The sequence below is a fragment of the Sphingobacterium zeae genome (assembly GCF_030818895.1).
In the GTDB taxonomy this organism is placed as follows: Bacteria; Bacteroidota; Bacteroidia; order Sphingobacteriales; family Sphingobacteriaceae; genus Sphingobacterium; species Sphingobacterium zeae.
Genome location: NZ_JAUTBA010000001.1, coordinates 3,620,878 through 3,635,374, shown reverse-complemented (window position 1 = coordinate 3,635,374; position 14,497 = coordinate 3,620,878). Strand labels below are relative to the sequence as shown.

Below are 14,497 nucleotides of genomic sequence, written 5' to 3'. Positions count from 1 at the left end.
TTTAAAGACCGATTCTTAAGCCGAGCACGGCACTGCGCAATAAGATGGTATTGGAGGTCTGACCACCACGCTGGGCAGCAGCAGCATTATCCCAGCCATTCACATCGTCTGGATTGAGGCCTATTTTTACCGCTTCGCCGCCCCAGATTACTGGATTTAGGATCTGTGCATATACTTGCAGGCTTCCGATATTGAGCCTATCCAACAGGGACTGTTTGAACGTGTAGCCCAGGGAGATATAGCGCAAAGAGACCAAACTGCCATTGGTATAATTCCGGGCGGCATTGTAGTTGGTATACGTTGCTGTCGTCTGCTGTGGGAAAGAAGCCGCAGTGTTTTCAGGACTCCAAACATCGTTTTCAATCCGTCGTCCGTACGTCTGAAGTGCACCATAATAACGGCTACCGATGCGCGCATAGACAAAGAAAGAAAGATCCCAGTTTTTGTAACGAAAAGCGTTGACAATACCGCCACTCCATTTGGGCCTGTTGCTGCCCAGCAGCTCTTTATCATTGTCGTTGATGGTTCCAAATCCGTTGTCAAGATAGGTCACCGTTTCGCCTGATGCGAGTGTGACAGATTTTGCGCCCTCGGTACCGGGCTGCACTTCCACCAGTTGCTGGTCTTTAATCTTTACTTGCCCCGGTAGCGCCGTGATATTGCCAATTTTCCGATACAGTTCAATCAGCCGGAGGTCTTCGGGAGTTTGCTGCCACAAGCGGTCGTATACATAGTCCCTAAATACCGCTATCGGTTGCCCGATAAACCAACCATTGGCGACATCGTCTACCTTGCCATCGACCAATTCGACGATCTTCTCGCGGTTTCTACTCCAGGTCAAGGTGGTGTTCCAGGAAAAATCTGGGCGGTCGACATTTTTACTTGATAACGAGATTTCAAGCCCGCTGTTACTCGTTTTTCCGATATTGCCCAATATGCTGTTGTAACCTAATACTGGGGGAATGGATCGATTGAGCAGGAGATCTTTGGTATTCGCCCGATACCATTCGATCGAACCCGATATCCTGTTGTTCAGAAATCCAAAATCCAGTCCCACATTATGCTGCACAGTTTTTTCCCAGCCAAGATTGGCATTCGGCATAGACGATGATTTATAGCCCGGATATTGGGTTTCGTCAAAAACATAGGCTGCACCTGCGATTGTTCCCGAAGTGGTGTAGGGAGATACCGAAGAATTTCCTGTTACACCGATTCCATAGCGGAATTTGAGCTGATTAATCCAACTCACCTGTTTCAGCCAGGGTTCTTCTTCCAGTTTATAGGCGACTGCCAAAGAGGGGAAAAAGTCAAACTTGTGCCCTTGTGCAAGTACCGATGCGCCATCCCAGCGGCCAGTAGCTGTAAGGAGGTACTTATTTTTCAGGGCATAATTGGCGCGTAGCATATACGAAAGCAGCGTGTATTTGCTATAGGATGTACCATAGCTCATGGGGCGGCCCAGATCATTTGCCCCCAAATTGTACCAGAGTGAGGAAGGAAAGGTGATATCCTGTGCCCGGATATTAATGCCATTGGATCGATTTTCCTGTGATGACTGCAAAGCATCCACTTTCAGCGACTGATCAGCCCATTTCTTGTCGAATGTTAACATATTTTCAAACACCCAGGATAACCGTTTGCTATGGGAATTATAGCCAATCAGCGGAGCGGTACCCACGGCCGAGAATGGGTTCGTGTAGTCAGGGCCATAGAAGGAACCATTTTCTACCCCTGTATATTGTACCCCAAATTTAAGCTGATATTTTAGCCAGGGGGTAAAATTGAGCTGCGCAAAGGCATTGGAAAGCACACTATACTGGGTGTACTCATTTTTGCTGTTTTCAATATTCAGCAAGACATTATGTGCTGACAGACCGGTACGATTGGTGTTTAAGAGAAGGCCATTTTCGTCATAGGCCGGCGCATAAGGCATGAGTGCTAGGGCTTGGCTGTAGGAATCTTTTCCACCCGAATTGGCGGAATTATCGGCCATTCCATAGTTTTGGACAGCATAGCTTCCTATTGTTGATATGCCCAGCTTCAACCATGTTCGTGGTGAAACATCACCTTTTAATGTTGTGGTATACCGTTTATAATCCTGATCGATCATTGCACCCTGCTGATCGAGCAGTCCTGCCGAGAGATAAAGACTCGATTTTTCATTGCCCGAAGAGAGGGAGAGGCTATGATTATTGGTTTTTGCCAGGCGTGTCACTAAATCTGTCCAACCCTGGTTGAGGATATTGTCGCCGTTATATAGAGGCACTTGCGCGGCATATCCCTTGGCAATTTCCTCCGCTGTTGCATCACGGAGTAGCGGTTTGCCGTCTGTTCCCCAGCTGAAGGCATTTCGGATTGACTCGATACCATAAGTTTCGCCGCCACCAAAATTTTGAATATAAAAATCAGGATCGGGGGCTGTGCCATATTTTCCCGTATAGGTCCCCCCGTTGATGTGGCTCTGCCGTTGCCAGTCCAAAAGTGCCTTTGAATCCATCCAATCTGTGGTAGAATGGATCTGATCGAAAGATATTGACCCATTGTACTGCACAGCGACCTGTCCTTTTTTTCCTTCCAAAAGTGAAACCAGTATCACGCCATTTGCGCCACGTGAACCGTATATTGCCGTTGCAGAGGCGTCTTTGAGAATTTCAATCGAGGCAATGTCTTTGGGATTAATAATCGCTGCTTCACTTGCGGATATCGGAATTCCGTCGACCACATATAGGGGCTCATTGGAGGCATTTATGGAGCGGTTACCGCGAATGCGTATGGTACCTATGCCACCGGGACGGTTATTTGAGGTAATGTCCACGCCGCTTGCTTTACCCTGTATCCCTTGAACGATATTTGCTATGGGACGATCATTGAGATCTTGCCCTTTGATCTGGGAGAGGGCACCTGTAATATCGCCTTTTTTTGTCGTTCCGTATCCGACGACGACAATTTCGTCGAGTTGACGGTCATTGGGTTGCAATTTGATCTCTACGGGCGAGCGTTGCACAACGAGGGTATCCGAGACATACCCCAGGTGGCTCACAATAATTTTAAAAGGTAATTTTTGGCCAGTTCGGAAAGAAAAACGGCCCCAGGTATCGGTTTGTACGCTGTGTGTGACGGCGTCTAATTGCACCGTTGCCCCAGCGATGGGTCTATTGGTTCGTGCATCAAGTAGTGTACCAATAAGATCTGCATTGATAATAGGTGAAACGGGTTGCTGTGCAACAACTACACTTGCCTGAAATGAGGCAAATAGCGCCACAGACAATCGTTTCCAATTGTTTATGCTCATGATTAAAACAGTAGATTAGGTTGATTTTGAATTCTAAAAAAACGGAAGCTTTTCAGCTAGTGTGCATCATGCCATGCACATTCGTTCTTTCTTAAAAAATAAGGTATTCAATAGGGGACTGTTTTTTGGAAAGGTCGCTTGTCTAAAATAATACTTGCTCATAGGAATTTAAATTGTTAAAACTACATTTAAAAAAAACGTTACCAACGCCAATTGAGAAACGGTAAGCAAATATAGAAAATAGAAAACAATAAAGTCTACTGTTTTTGTAGATTTTTTTATTTCATTGTATATGGACCGTTTCAAAGCAAAAAAAAGGTTTTCAATAACTGCGACAGCAGTATTGTGGAAGGCTCAAAAAAATAGGGTAGGAACCGAAAAAGCTGATTTAGCAATAAATATTTAAAAAAAACTACTAAATTGGTATACATTATTTTGTTTTTATACTTACATTTGTCTTATCGTAGTTTCAATTGGCGTTGGCGACGAGTTAATCACTATTTAAACAAAGTAAAAAATGAAACAGCATTATCTAAACCACCTTTTCCAAGTAAAAACGAAATCTTTTCCAAAAGCACATAAGGCGTTCTCTGCGCCTCGAATGTGTAGCTAATAAAATTCTCCAACTCTTGAGATAATTAGGGCAATAATTCGGGTATTGCTCGCTATCCTTTTGCTATAAACATGTTTATGGCTAGTACATCTATTTTTTAAACTAAACGATTCTACCTATGAATAAGAGAAGAATACGACGCTATTCGGCCTATCTATTATTGGCGGGTCTGGCAGAACAGCCCTTGTTAACTTACGCACAAGAAACACCAAAAACGATTATAAATGCATCCTTCCGGGGGCAGGTGATTGATGCCGAAAATGGCCAGCCTATTGAAGGAGCTACGGTCAAGCTTTATGGCGTTACGCATGCGGTGACCACAGACCGGAAGGGCAATTTTGCTTTTGTCACGGGACAAAAGCTTCCGGCACGCGTGGTCGTATCATCCGTCGGCTATAAGGAGCAGATCGCCCTGATCAATGAACAGGGGGATACCGTGCGCTTGGTGCCTGAAGACCGCACGCTGGAAGAAGTCGTCGTCGTGGGTTATGGAACGCAAAAACGAAAAGACTTCACAGGTGCGGCAGCCACGATTTCGGCCGATGCGATCAAAGATATCCCGGTACAAAGTTTTGACCAGGCCCTGGCGGGTAAAGCCTCGGGGGTGAGTATATCTTTGCCCAATGGCTTGCTCAACAATCCGCCTGTCATCCGGGTGCGGGGCTTAAATTCGATATCCCTCAGTTCGTACCCTTTAATTGTCATCGATGGTATTCCCGTTAATACGGGTAATATTGGTTCTTCCAATGTGGCTAATAATCCGCTCGCAGATATCAATCCCTCAGATATCGAATCGATTGATGTCTTGAAAGATGCGGCTTCTACTTCAATTTATGGTTCAAGGGCAGCGGGCGGTGTACTGATCGTAACAACCAAAAAAGGTAAGCAGGGCCGTGCAAAAGTCACCTACGATGTCTGGGGTTCTGCGGTATCCGCGACACGTTTGCCTAAGCTGCTGAATGCCAGTCAGTATATAGCTATTAAAAATGAAGCCGTCCTGAACAACAAGATCTTGTCGGGAAATGCCAGCAACGATAAGGTGGCAAGTGAGCTATTCTTTCCGCAGTATGATGCCAATGGTAAGTTGGTTGAAACCAACTGGTACGATCATGTCTATAACACCGGCTATAGCCACAACCATAGCCTCGCCGTAAGTGGTGCCAACGCCAATACACAGTATTATTTTTCGGGAAATTACTCGGACCAAGAAGGTTTTTTTGCAAAAAACAGTTTCGATCGCAAAGGCCTCCGCTTTAATATCGAGCATAAAGTGAACGATTGGTTTTCGCTGGGGAGTAACCTGACGTATAACAATACCTTCAACGATGCTAAAAATTCGGGTTCCTTGCCCAGCAGCCAGCTGCTGTTGATCGGCGGCGCTCGACTGGCGCTGGTATTGCCACCGAATGTCTCAGCATTTAAGGATGACGGGAGCTACAATTTAAGCAGCACAGGTTTGTTGGGACCTGGAGCCAACTTATTTACGAACACGTTATACAATCCGGAAGCATTATTTGCCTACAGCAAATACACGACCGGTAACGATCATATCTTCGGGAACCTGCATGCTTCGCTCAATCTGTTGAAAAACTTAAAATTCACCACCACTTATGCGGTAGACCGCAATCTATCGACGACAAAGACGTATTTGAGCCCCAGCTTGGGTTCATCGGGCTACACAAATGGTGGCTCGGTTACCAATGTAAGCAGTCTGCGCAACAACTGGAATTTTACCAACAGCCTCACTTATGATCAGGTGTTTGCCGAAAAACATGCGCTGACGCTCTTAGTCGGTTACGATATTCAAAAATACGACAACGATAGCTGGAATGCATCGCAAAACAATGCATCTGATCCGTTTTTTGAAAATTTCCAAGGCAATTGGACAACACTATCGGGAGCCGGCGGGAGTGTTACGGAACGCTTTTACCGCTCTACCTTTGTGCGTACAACATACAACTACAACAAGCGTTATTTCCTGACGGCCAATTTTAGAAGGGATGGTAATTCGGCTTTGGGAGCGAACAGCAAATATGGTGATTTTGGTGGCGTGTCCCTGGGCTGGTCTGTTTTTGAAGAAGGTTTCTACAAGAATAGTCGCTTGGCAAACCTCTTGGGCGATCTACGTTTCCGTGGCAGTTGGGGTAAAGTCGGCAATGGCAATCTATCGGCTTATGAATCGCTCAACTTGTATAGTTCCTCGCTCTATGGCACGGTGCCTACCTGGAGCATGTCGCAAGCGGGCGATCCCAATCTGGGCTGGGAGACTTCCGAACAGACCAATTTGGGCTTAAGCTTGGACCTGGCCCACAAGCGCTTGCATGTGGATGTCGATTACTTTAGAAACAATGTGAATGGACTTATTTTGGATGTACCGCAGTCGCCATCCAAGGGTATCCCCGGGAATAGTATCCTTAAAAATGTTGGCAGCATGTATAACCGCGGGATCGAATTTGCGATCAGTGGTGATGTTGTCAAAAAGAAAGATTTTACCTGGAATGCATCGCTTAATTTGACACATGTAAAAAATAAGGTTACAGCGCTTTCTGGTGGCAATGCTGATATTATCGGTTACACGCATACCACGACTGAAGCCAACAACATTACACGGGTGGGCTATGCTGTGGGCAGCTTATACGGTGCAGTAACCGATGGCGTAAATCCTGAAAATGGGCGGCGCATATTTATCAATAAAAGTGGCGAACGTGTACAATACAGTGCTGCGGTAGCTTCTGGTCAGAGCAATTGGACCTACCTGGATGGCCGCACGGCCAATCCGATTACAGTAGCCGACTACCAGGTCTTAGGGACGGCATTGCCAACGTATTATGGCGGCTTTAATAATGCATTTCGTTATAAAGCTTTTGATGCTGCGGTCAATTTCACCTTTGCAGGTGGCAACAAAGTCATGAATGGTACTCGAGGTACACTGCTGGATCAGCGGTTTTACAACAATTCAGTCGACGTACTCAATCGATGGACTACACCGGGACAAGAAACGGATATACCTCGGCTGGTCTATAATGATGTGATCTCAAACGGTTCTGCCGGATTTTCCATCGACCAAAATGCCGAGAAAGCTGATTTCTTACGTTTGCAACAGCTCACTCTGGGCTACACCTTACGTGGTAACCTGTTTAATAAGATCGGTCTTTCCAGTATTCGCATCTATGGTCAGGCATCGAATCTTTTCTTAATCACGGGATATTCGGGTACGGATCCGGAGTCCTCCTCCAATGGAAATTCCAATACTTCCATCGGTGTGGAAAAGAACTCGATCGGACAGGGACGCACCTGGACAGCTGGTTTAAATGTATCATTTTAAAAATCTGAAAACATGAAAATTAATACGAAAAGAAATATCTACTTGATCAGCGCTTTATTACTGGTGTCAACCCTGAATTCCTGCAAAAGGGATGACGGATTATTTCCTGTGCCGACGACCGCGATATCGGATAAAAATGTTTTCGACACGCCTGCTCGCATTGAAGGCGTCGTAAATGGCATTTATAAAAGTTTAAAGGGGGCCAGCTTGTATGGTGGCCGTTATCTTCTTTACCAGGATGTCCGTGGCGAAGATTTTATCAATGTAACGGCCAACAGCTACACAGCTTATGAAAGCTGGAATAATTCCTATAGTTCGGGATCCAATGATATCAACAACCTCTGGTCTGCGGCTTATACCACCATTAACGGCGCAAATATCCTGATTGCCGCGCTTAGTCCGGGCACTGATGTCATCAGTGCTGAACTTTCCAAAGCGTATGTTGCGGAAGCTAAGTTCTTGCGTGCGGTATCTTATTTTAGTTTGGTGACGGTATTTGCGCAACCCTACAACAAGGATCAGGGGGCATCGCCGGGCTTACCTTTACGTCTGCAGGCGGAAGGGGACGGAAAGAATAACGATCTGGCGCGCAGCACCGTTGCTCAGGTGTACAAACAGATCTTGAGCGATCTTGATGAAGCTGAAAAAGACCTGCCGGAAAACTATGCAACCGCACTGCTCAATACGACGCGGGCGCATAAAAATAGCGCTCGGGCATTCAAAACCAGGGTGTACCTGACGATAAACAATTATGCCAAGGTACTGGAGGAAGCCAAAAAGATCGTCCCGCAGCAAATCGCACCATTTAAGGCGCAGCAAGGTGTTGCACATGAGTTACAATCAGATATTACGACGGTTTTTGGTGGCAATTTTACCACAACGGAATCTATTTTAAGTATGCCGGCAGGCACAACGGATGCGCTTTCGGGGCAGTCTGCGATAGGATACATCTACCTGGTCAATAAAGAATATTACCTTAATCCAAATGGTATTCTGAACGACACGCAGTGGCGGGCGGCAGATAAAAGACGTAGCCTCCTTCAGGCCAATGGGGACAAACAGTACTTGAAAAAGTATGCTAAGGCTTCACCTTACGTAGATTATATTCCGGTGATTCGATATGCTGAGGTTCTGTTAAATTATGCCGAAGCGGCTGCGCAGGCCGAACAGCTAACGATCGCATCCGCACTCTTAAAGGCTGTACACCAGCGTTCTGACGGGAGTTTTGAATTTCCTGTTGCCGCTCTGACAAGCAAAACGGCCATCTTGGAAGCCATTGCCAAAGAACGACGAATAGAATTGTTAGGTGAGGGCTTGCGGGGTCAAGATTTGCTCCGTCAACTGAAGGAGCTGCCCGGCAAAGGTGATGCGAATATACAGACACCCTCTGTACCTACAACTGCACAGAACTATATTTTTCCGGCGCCTAACACGGAATTGGCGGTCAACAAACTTTTTAACTAAATTAATCTACTATGAATAATAAGACAAGCAAACTCCTTATTCCTTTACTGCTGGCCAGTGGAGGATCTTTACTGGCACAACAACAGACCTTATCACTCCAAGGAACGGTCAAAAATGGCGATGTGTCTGTTGTTTATCTGCAACGTTTTGAAAATAAAATATGTTACGGTTATTGATTCTGCTCTGGTGAAAAAGGGATCCTTTTCCTTTCGCAAGCAACTTCCGCTTCCCGACCTGTATGGTATTTCCACACAGCGGGATGTCATTCCAAACTATGTTTTTTTGGATGTCGGCGACAATAAATTAACGATCGATGCAAAAGATGACAACAGACAGCTGCTGTCTTTATCGGGGTCGAAAAGCCAGCTACTCTTTGAAGAATATCGGGCGCAACGTAAACCCGATATACGGGCCTTCATCCAAAAGTATCCGGATAATATCGTTTCCAGTTACCTCCTTTACAGAGAATGGTCCTATCGCTTGTCTCCGGATGAGCTGGAAGCTCATATTGCCCTGCTTTCTGGGCCGCAGCAGCAATCGCGTTATATACAGGAGCTCCGAAAAATTATTGCCGTCACACGGCAGGTTAGCATAGGGAAGAAAGCCCCGGCCATTGTCGCCAATGACACTGCTGGCAAACCGCAGGCTCTCTACGATCATTTGGGGAAATATACATTGATTGATTTTTGGGCGTCCTGGTGTCCTCCTTGCCGTAAGGAGAATCCTAATATTGTGGCCAATTATCAAAAATATAAAGGCCAGGGTTTTGAAATCTATGCCGTTTCGCTGGACAAGAAGAAAGAAGCTTGGCTCAAAGGTATTGCGGACGACCAACTGACCTGGCAGCATGTCTCCGAACTAAACTACTGGAATAGCGAAATTGCCGCTGCCTATGCTGTTCGTGCCATTCCGGCCAATTTTTTGGTGGATGATAAGGGGACAATCATTGCCAAGAATGTCCGTGGTGAAGAACTGGGGAAGGTGTTGGACAGTTTGTTTAATCAAGGGAAAACCGAGATCGGTGGACTGAAAAAGGATTTCAAAGGGCAGAATCCGATCAGTTATGAATCGACCCAATCCCAGGCGATCAGCCAACAGGAGCGGGGGACGTTTACTGTAGATCAACGGGTCTTTTTCAGCAATGACTATGACGGTGCCAGACTGAATGGACTAACAAAATCCAGTGACGGTATATACCACCTGCAGGTCGCACCGGAACGAGCTCCGATCAATCCTAGTCCCTGGTATGGTTTTCAGGTCTGGTCCGCCCGCGATACGACGATAAAAATCCAGCTTGACTATCCCGATGGCGTACGTCATCGCTATGACCCGAAAGTGAGTACGGACGGAACGAACTGGAATAAGCTCAGCGGAGCTTCTTTTGACCTGCCGATTTCCAGTAAGAGAACATGGATCTCGGCACAGGCAAATATTCCGTCGAAAGCAGTATATAGCTGGATTGAACAGGTTAATCCTGCTGTTCAAATACAAAAACAGGAAGTGGGTAAAACGGCGCTTGGTAAACCTGTTAATGTATATGTAGCGGGCAATCCACAAAGTAAAAAGGCTATTGCGGTCCTTGGGAGGCAGCATCCGCCCGAAATTACAGGGCATTATGCCTATGCCAGCTTTGTCGAATATCTTTTGGGCAACAGCGAAGATGCAAAGCGGTTTCGTGAGAAATATCGTATTTACCTGACCCCCATCGTTAATCCCGATGGAGTGGATCTAGGGCATTGGCGTGCCAATGCCAATGGTGTTGACCTCAATCGTGACTGGGCCGAATTTAACCAGCCCGAGACCGTTGCGCTGCGCGATTATTTTAAACGGGAAATAGAGCAGCAGGGCCGCGAGCTTTATTTTGCCATCGATTTCCATTCTACGGGAAGCGATATTTATTACACGGTGGATCCTGCCTTGCCAAGTCGGTTTCCGGGCTTTGTATCCAATTGGATAAGCACAGTCAAACAAGCTATTCCTGGGTATGAACCGCTGGTAAAGCCCTTGTATTTAGGTGGACCGACCTACACGGCTTACAGCTACTTGTATAAAACGTATCAGGCCGAAGCATTGGTCTATGAAATTGGCGACAATACCGACGCTGATTTTATTCAGCGTAAAGCCCGTATTTCTGCACAAAAACTAATCGAGAAACTCAATGAAAGCTAGTTCATACAAATATTGGAAACACAAGCTCATTGGTCTGTTGCTGGTGGGGATTGCTCCAGCTTTCGCCCAGGGGTCAGCTACGGATAGTTTGATCGTGGCTAGTGATTTGGTTCGAATAAAAAATATCATTGATCTACAGGTGAAACCTGACGGCAGCGAACTGGCTTATGCTGTGCGCGGTATTGTTGCCGATACGACCAAGCATGCCGTTTTTCGCTATGAAACGCTCTGGTATGTAAACAGGACAGCATCGGCAGCAAAGCTTGATCCGCAGCAGGTGGACCAGCAGTTTACGCAAATATTATACAGTCCGGATGGACGCCGGTGGGCTGTTGGCAAGGGAAGCAACAAACGTTCGCAGCTTTTTTTATTTCCATCAGACGGTCAGCAACCTCAACAGCTAACCAAGCTCGAGCAGGGGGTGGGTACTGTACGATTCAGTCCTGATGGTTCAAAGGTTCTTATATCAAGTAGCTTTACGCTTGGCGAGCTGGTAAAAAGTAAAGATTTCAATCCGGCTGGCCAAGTACCGGCATGGTCTTTGGAAAAACCTGCAGATAAGGGCAATGCATCCTTATTAGCCGAGCCTGCACAAAAAGATCGCGATGGTAGCCTGCCCCAAATAATTGCCTACCTAAAACATGATGAACAGCAGGATATCGCCAAGTTGACCAACAAATTGCAGTTTCAGACAGAAAATTCTACGACGGGCGAAATCCGCTTTACGCAGTGGTACGTCTTGGACCTCGCTGCTAAAACACCGCCCGTCGCATTAACCCAGGGCTTTCGAAGTCATACAGGAGCGGAATTTGTAGGGAATAACAGGGTTCTTTTAAGCGTAGAGACCGAAAATGGTCTTCATCCGGATCGTGTAGGATCGACCGATCTTGTTCTATTTGATCTGTCCAACAACAAAAGACAGGTTATTTTGGGTGATAGCATACATCGTTTTCAGGTGGCTGCGGTATCTGCATCGGGAAAATGGGTGGCCGTGAATCGAAGTCTGCAGAATTCATTGACGGTAGGTGGATTGTTTATCTATGATACCCAAAATTGGAAAGGGAATAGCTTGGGCGTGGACCGTAGCTTGAGCAATGTACAGTTTGCGGCAGATGAAAAATCTGTCTACTTTATTGCGTCGGATAGAGGCGGGCGCACCCTGAATCGTGCGGATATAAAAAGCCGAACTATACAAACCTTGAGTTCGGTGGAAGAGGGGATTGGCGATTATTGGGTAAATGGGCAGAAAGCGTTCTATACAAAAACCACCTTTGCAAACCCATCAGAACTGTACCGCGCAGACCCCAACTTTAAAGCGGGGACCGCCATTACGGCAATCAATTCAGCTTGGCTCTCGGGAAAAAATATTGGAATTGCACAGAAAAGCAGTTTCCGAAATGAAAAAGGACTGGAAGTAGACTATTGGCTCTTGAAGCCTGCACATTACCAGAAGGACAAACGTTGTCCGCTACTGGTAGAGATTCACGGTGGCCCAGCTTCAATGTTCGGTCCCGCGGATGCCAGTATGTGGCACGAATACCAGTATTTTCGCGCACGAGGCTATGCGGTATTGTTTTCGAATCCACGCGGATCGAGCGGCTACGGGGAGCAATTTTTAAAAGCAAACTTTAATGACTGGGGGGCGGGGCCATCGCGTGATGTGCTTGAAGCCGTGGATCTGTCGCTTGCCACCGGTATCGTCGACAGCGCGCAGCTATTTATCACGGGTGGATCTTACGGTGCGTATTTAACCGCCTGGATATTGGCACATGACAGTCGATTCCGTGCTGCATCCAGCCAACGTGGGGTATATGATCTGTATGTCTTTTTTGGTAGCGCCAATGTGTGGCCAATGCTGAAACGTTACTTTGATGGATTTCCATGGGAAAAGGGTATGCGCGATATTCTTTTGGCGCAATCGCCGACAACGTATGCGGAGAATATAAAAACACCTTTACTGATATTCCATGGGGAGCAGGATAATCGTACAGGCCCTGTACAGAGCGACTTTTTATATAAACAGCTTAAATATTTGGGACGCGATACGGAATACGTCCGGCATCCACGCGCAGATCATGAGATCACACGCTCTGGAGATGTCGGCCAACGCCTCGATCAGCTGTTGCGAACGTATGAATTCTTCGAACGTTATCGGCATTGATTTCTTCGACTTCTTAAACTGCTACGATTCATCCGATAGGTTATACTGAAGTCAAAGGGTTAGAGCAACGCTCGCTAAACTTGCTTGATTGCCAAGAAATAGCCTTGGCAATCAAGCAAAATTTAATCTACAAGTGTCACCAACATATCCGCCAATTTTTTTGGCGCTGTGAGCATGGCATCGTGACCCGTAGCAATCTCCCGATAGTGCCAGTTGAGCTTGTGGTCGCTTTGCACTTTTTCACTCATCTCCTTCATAATGGGCAGTTGTGGATCCGTGCATGCGATATACACCAAGGGTAATCCATTGCCATATGGATTTTTTAGCCGCAAACGCTGTGCGAATGTGCCAAAAGGTTGTGGGCTGAGCCTTTCCTTGACCCAAGATATCATGCTGGGCACTGTAACACCAAACAAAGTAACATCAAAAGGAACGAAATTTTCTTTTCGCTGAATGTTTTTAAGTTGAACTTCTTGCACAGCCTTCGGTTGCAAAGAAATGGCGCTCTGCCCATCTTCAATGATCATAGCGTCCAGAAAGATCAATTTGTGCAATCGTGACGGAATGCGATCGGCAACTCCGGCAATCACGGCACCGGCGTAGCTGTGCCCTACAAGATACACATCATTTAGATCTTCCATCTCGATCAAGTTGACAATGTCTTGAATATGAGTGTCGATATCGACCGATGGATCGATCAGATGTTTGCGTTCGCCAAGTCCCGTTAGTGTTGGTGAATAGACTTTGTAGTGTGCATCAGTAAGTTTCTGTGCGACGTCCTGCCAGCACCAGCCTCCATGCCAGGCCCCGTGAACCAGCACATAGGTAGGCCGATGATCTTGATGTTGAGCGTATCCACTTAACATACCGTAGCATAGCAGGATAAGCAGAAATAAAATTCTCAGTTGTTTCATTTTTTTATAATTTTATATTGTTTTTGTAATACCTTACAAAGGTAAAATCAAGCTTTTTTCCCCACAATAACTCATCCTGAAGTGAGTGGCTAGAAATTTTTATTGAAAATGGCAACACCTCGAAAAGAACAATCGACTAACACGGAGAATCTAGAGACTTTAGCACAGGCATGCGATGTGAACGAAGTATTGCTGCAAATAGCATTGCGTTGGAAAATGCAGATCTTATATTGTATTGCAGAAGATGTATCTCAATTTAGCACCTTAAAAAAAATGTTTCCTACGCTTTCCGATCAGGTACTGAGCAAACGTTTAAAGGAGTTGAAAGAGGAATCGCTTGTCGTTACCGAAAATATTGAAAATACCATACCTCCGCAGATTCGCTATAGCCCAACAGAAAAAGGGAAGGAGCTGTTGAAGATTATCCTTGATCTGCACCACTGGGGGCTCAAATGGAAAATGACGGAAAATGACTATTGTCAACTGAATGTGGTAAACACAAAGATCTAAGGTTTACTTTCGTTGCCCCTATTCTTAGGTTACTTTTTGCTGTTGACGC

At 46.0% G+C, this 14,497-nt stretch carries 8 protein-coding genes; 6 read left to right on the top strand and 2 right to left on the bottom strand.

From position 1 onward, the window contains the following. Position 1 precedes the first annotated feature (1 nt). A complete protein-coding gene (locus QE382_RS15325) occupies positions 2-3,292 on the bottom strand; it encodes a SusC/RagA family TonB-linked outer membrane protein (protein ID WP_307186662.1) in 3,291 nt (1,096 codons plus the stop codon). A gap of 731 nt (positions 3,293-4,023) precedes the next feature. Here QE382_RS15325 and QE382_RS15320 point away from each other — a divergent pair. Genes QE382_RS15320 through QE382_RS15300 form a run of 5 tightly spaced genes read left to right on the top strand, consistent with a single transcriptional unit; the run spans position 4,024 to position 13,024 of the window. Further along, positions 4,024-7,230, top strand: coding sequence for a SusC/RagA family TonB-linked outer membrane protein (locus QE382_RS15320; RefSeq protein WP_307186661.1), 3,207 nt, complete (start codon positions 4,024-4,026; stop codon positions 7,228-7,230). A 12-nt stretch (positions 7,231-7,242) separates the two neighbouring features. Beyond that, positions 7,243-8,694: a RagB/SusD family nutrient uptake outer membrane protein gene (locus QE382_RS15315; RefSeq protein WP_307186660.1), complete on the top strand. Its 1,452-nt coding sequence runs from the start codon at positions 7,243-7,245 to the stop codon at positions 8,692-8,694. 11 nt (positions 8,695-8,705) lie between these two features. Next, positions 8,706-8,870, top strand: a complete 165-nt coding sequence (locus QE382_RS15310) for a hypothetical protein (protein WP_307186659.1) — start codon at positions 8,706-8,708, stop codon at positions 8,868-8,870. Then, positions 8,842-10,863, top strand: a complete 2,022-nt coding sequence (locus QE382_RS15305) for a redoxin domain-containing protein (RefSeq protein ID WP_307186658.1) — start codon at positions 8,842-8,844, stop codon at positions 10,861-10,863. The genes QE382_RS15310 and QE382_RS15305 overlap by 29 nt, the downstream gene beginning before the upstream one ends. Next, positions 10,853-13,024, top strand: coding sequence for a S9 family peptidase (locus QE382_RS15300; protein ID WP_307186657.1), 2,172 nt, complete (start codon positions 10,853-10,855; stop codon positions 13,022-13,024). The genes QE382_RS15305 and QE382_RS15300 overlap by 11 nt, the downstream gene beginning before the upstream one ends. 122 nt (positions 13,025-13,146) lie before the next feature. Here QE382_RS15300 and QE382_RS15295 read toward each other — a convergent pair whose 3' ends face one another. Then, on the bottom strand, positions 13,147-13,938 hold the full coding sequence (locus QE382_RS15295) for an alpha/beta hydrolase (RefSeq protein ID WP_209579755.1): 792 nt from the start codon (positions 13,936-13,938) through the stop codon (positions 13,147-13,149). Between the two features lie 108 nt (positions 13,939-14,046). Between QE382_RS15295 and QE382_RS15290 the strand changes: the two genes are divergently transcribed. Next, positions 14,047-14,448, top strand: a complete 402-nt coding sequence (locus tag QE382_RS15290; RefSeq protein ID WP_307186656.1) for a winged helix-turn-helix transcriptional regulator — start codon at positions 14,047-14,049, stop codon at positions 14,446-14,448. The last annotated feature ends 49 nt before the right edge of the window (positions 14,449-14,497 follow it).

Bases quoted from the DNA above. Each gene is read 5' to 3' on its own strand.
- QE382_RS15300 (WP_307186657.1), top strand. From the start codon at position 10,853: ATGAAAGCTAGTTCATACAAATATTGGAAACACAAGCTCATTGGTCTG.
- QE382_RS15290 (WP_307186656.1), top strand. From the start codon at position 14,047: ATGGCAACACCTCGAAAAGAACAATCGACTAACACGGAGAATCTAGAG.
- QE382_RS15315 (WP_307186660.1), top strand. From the start codon at position 7,243: ATGAAAATTAATACGAAAAGAAATATCTACTTGATCAGCGCTTTATTA.
- QE382_RS15320 (WP_307186661.1), top strand. From the start codon at position 4,024: ATGAATAAGAGAAGAATACGACGCTATTCGGCCTATCTATTATTGGCG.
- QE382_RS15310 (WP_307186659.1), top strand. From the start codon at position 8,706: ATGAATAATAAGACAAGCAAACTCCTTATTCCTTTACTGCTGGCCAGT.
- QE382_RS15295 (WP_209579755.1), bottom strand. From the start codon at position 13,938: ATGAAACAACTGAGAATTTTATTTCTGCTTATCCTGCTATGCTACGGT.
- QE382_RS15325 (WP_307186662.1), bottom strand. From the start codon at position 3,292: ATGAGCATAAACAATTGGAAACGATTGTCTGTGGCGCTATTTGCCTCA.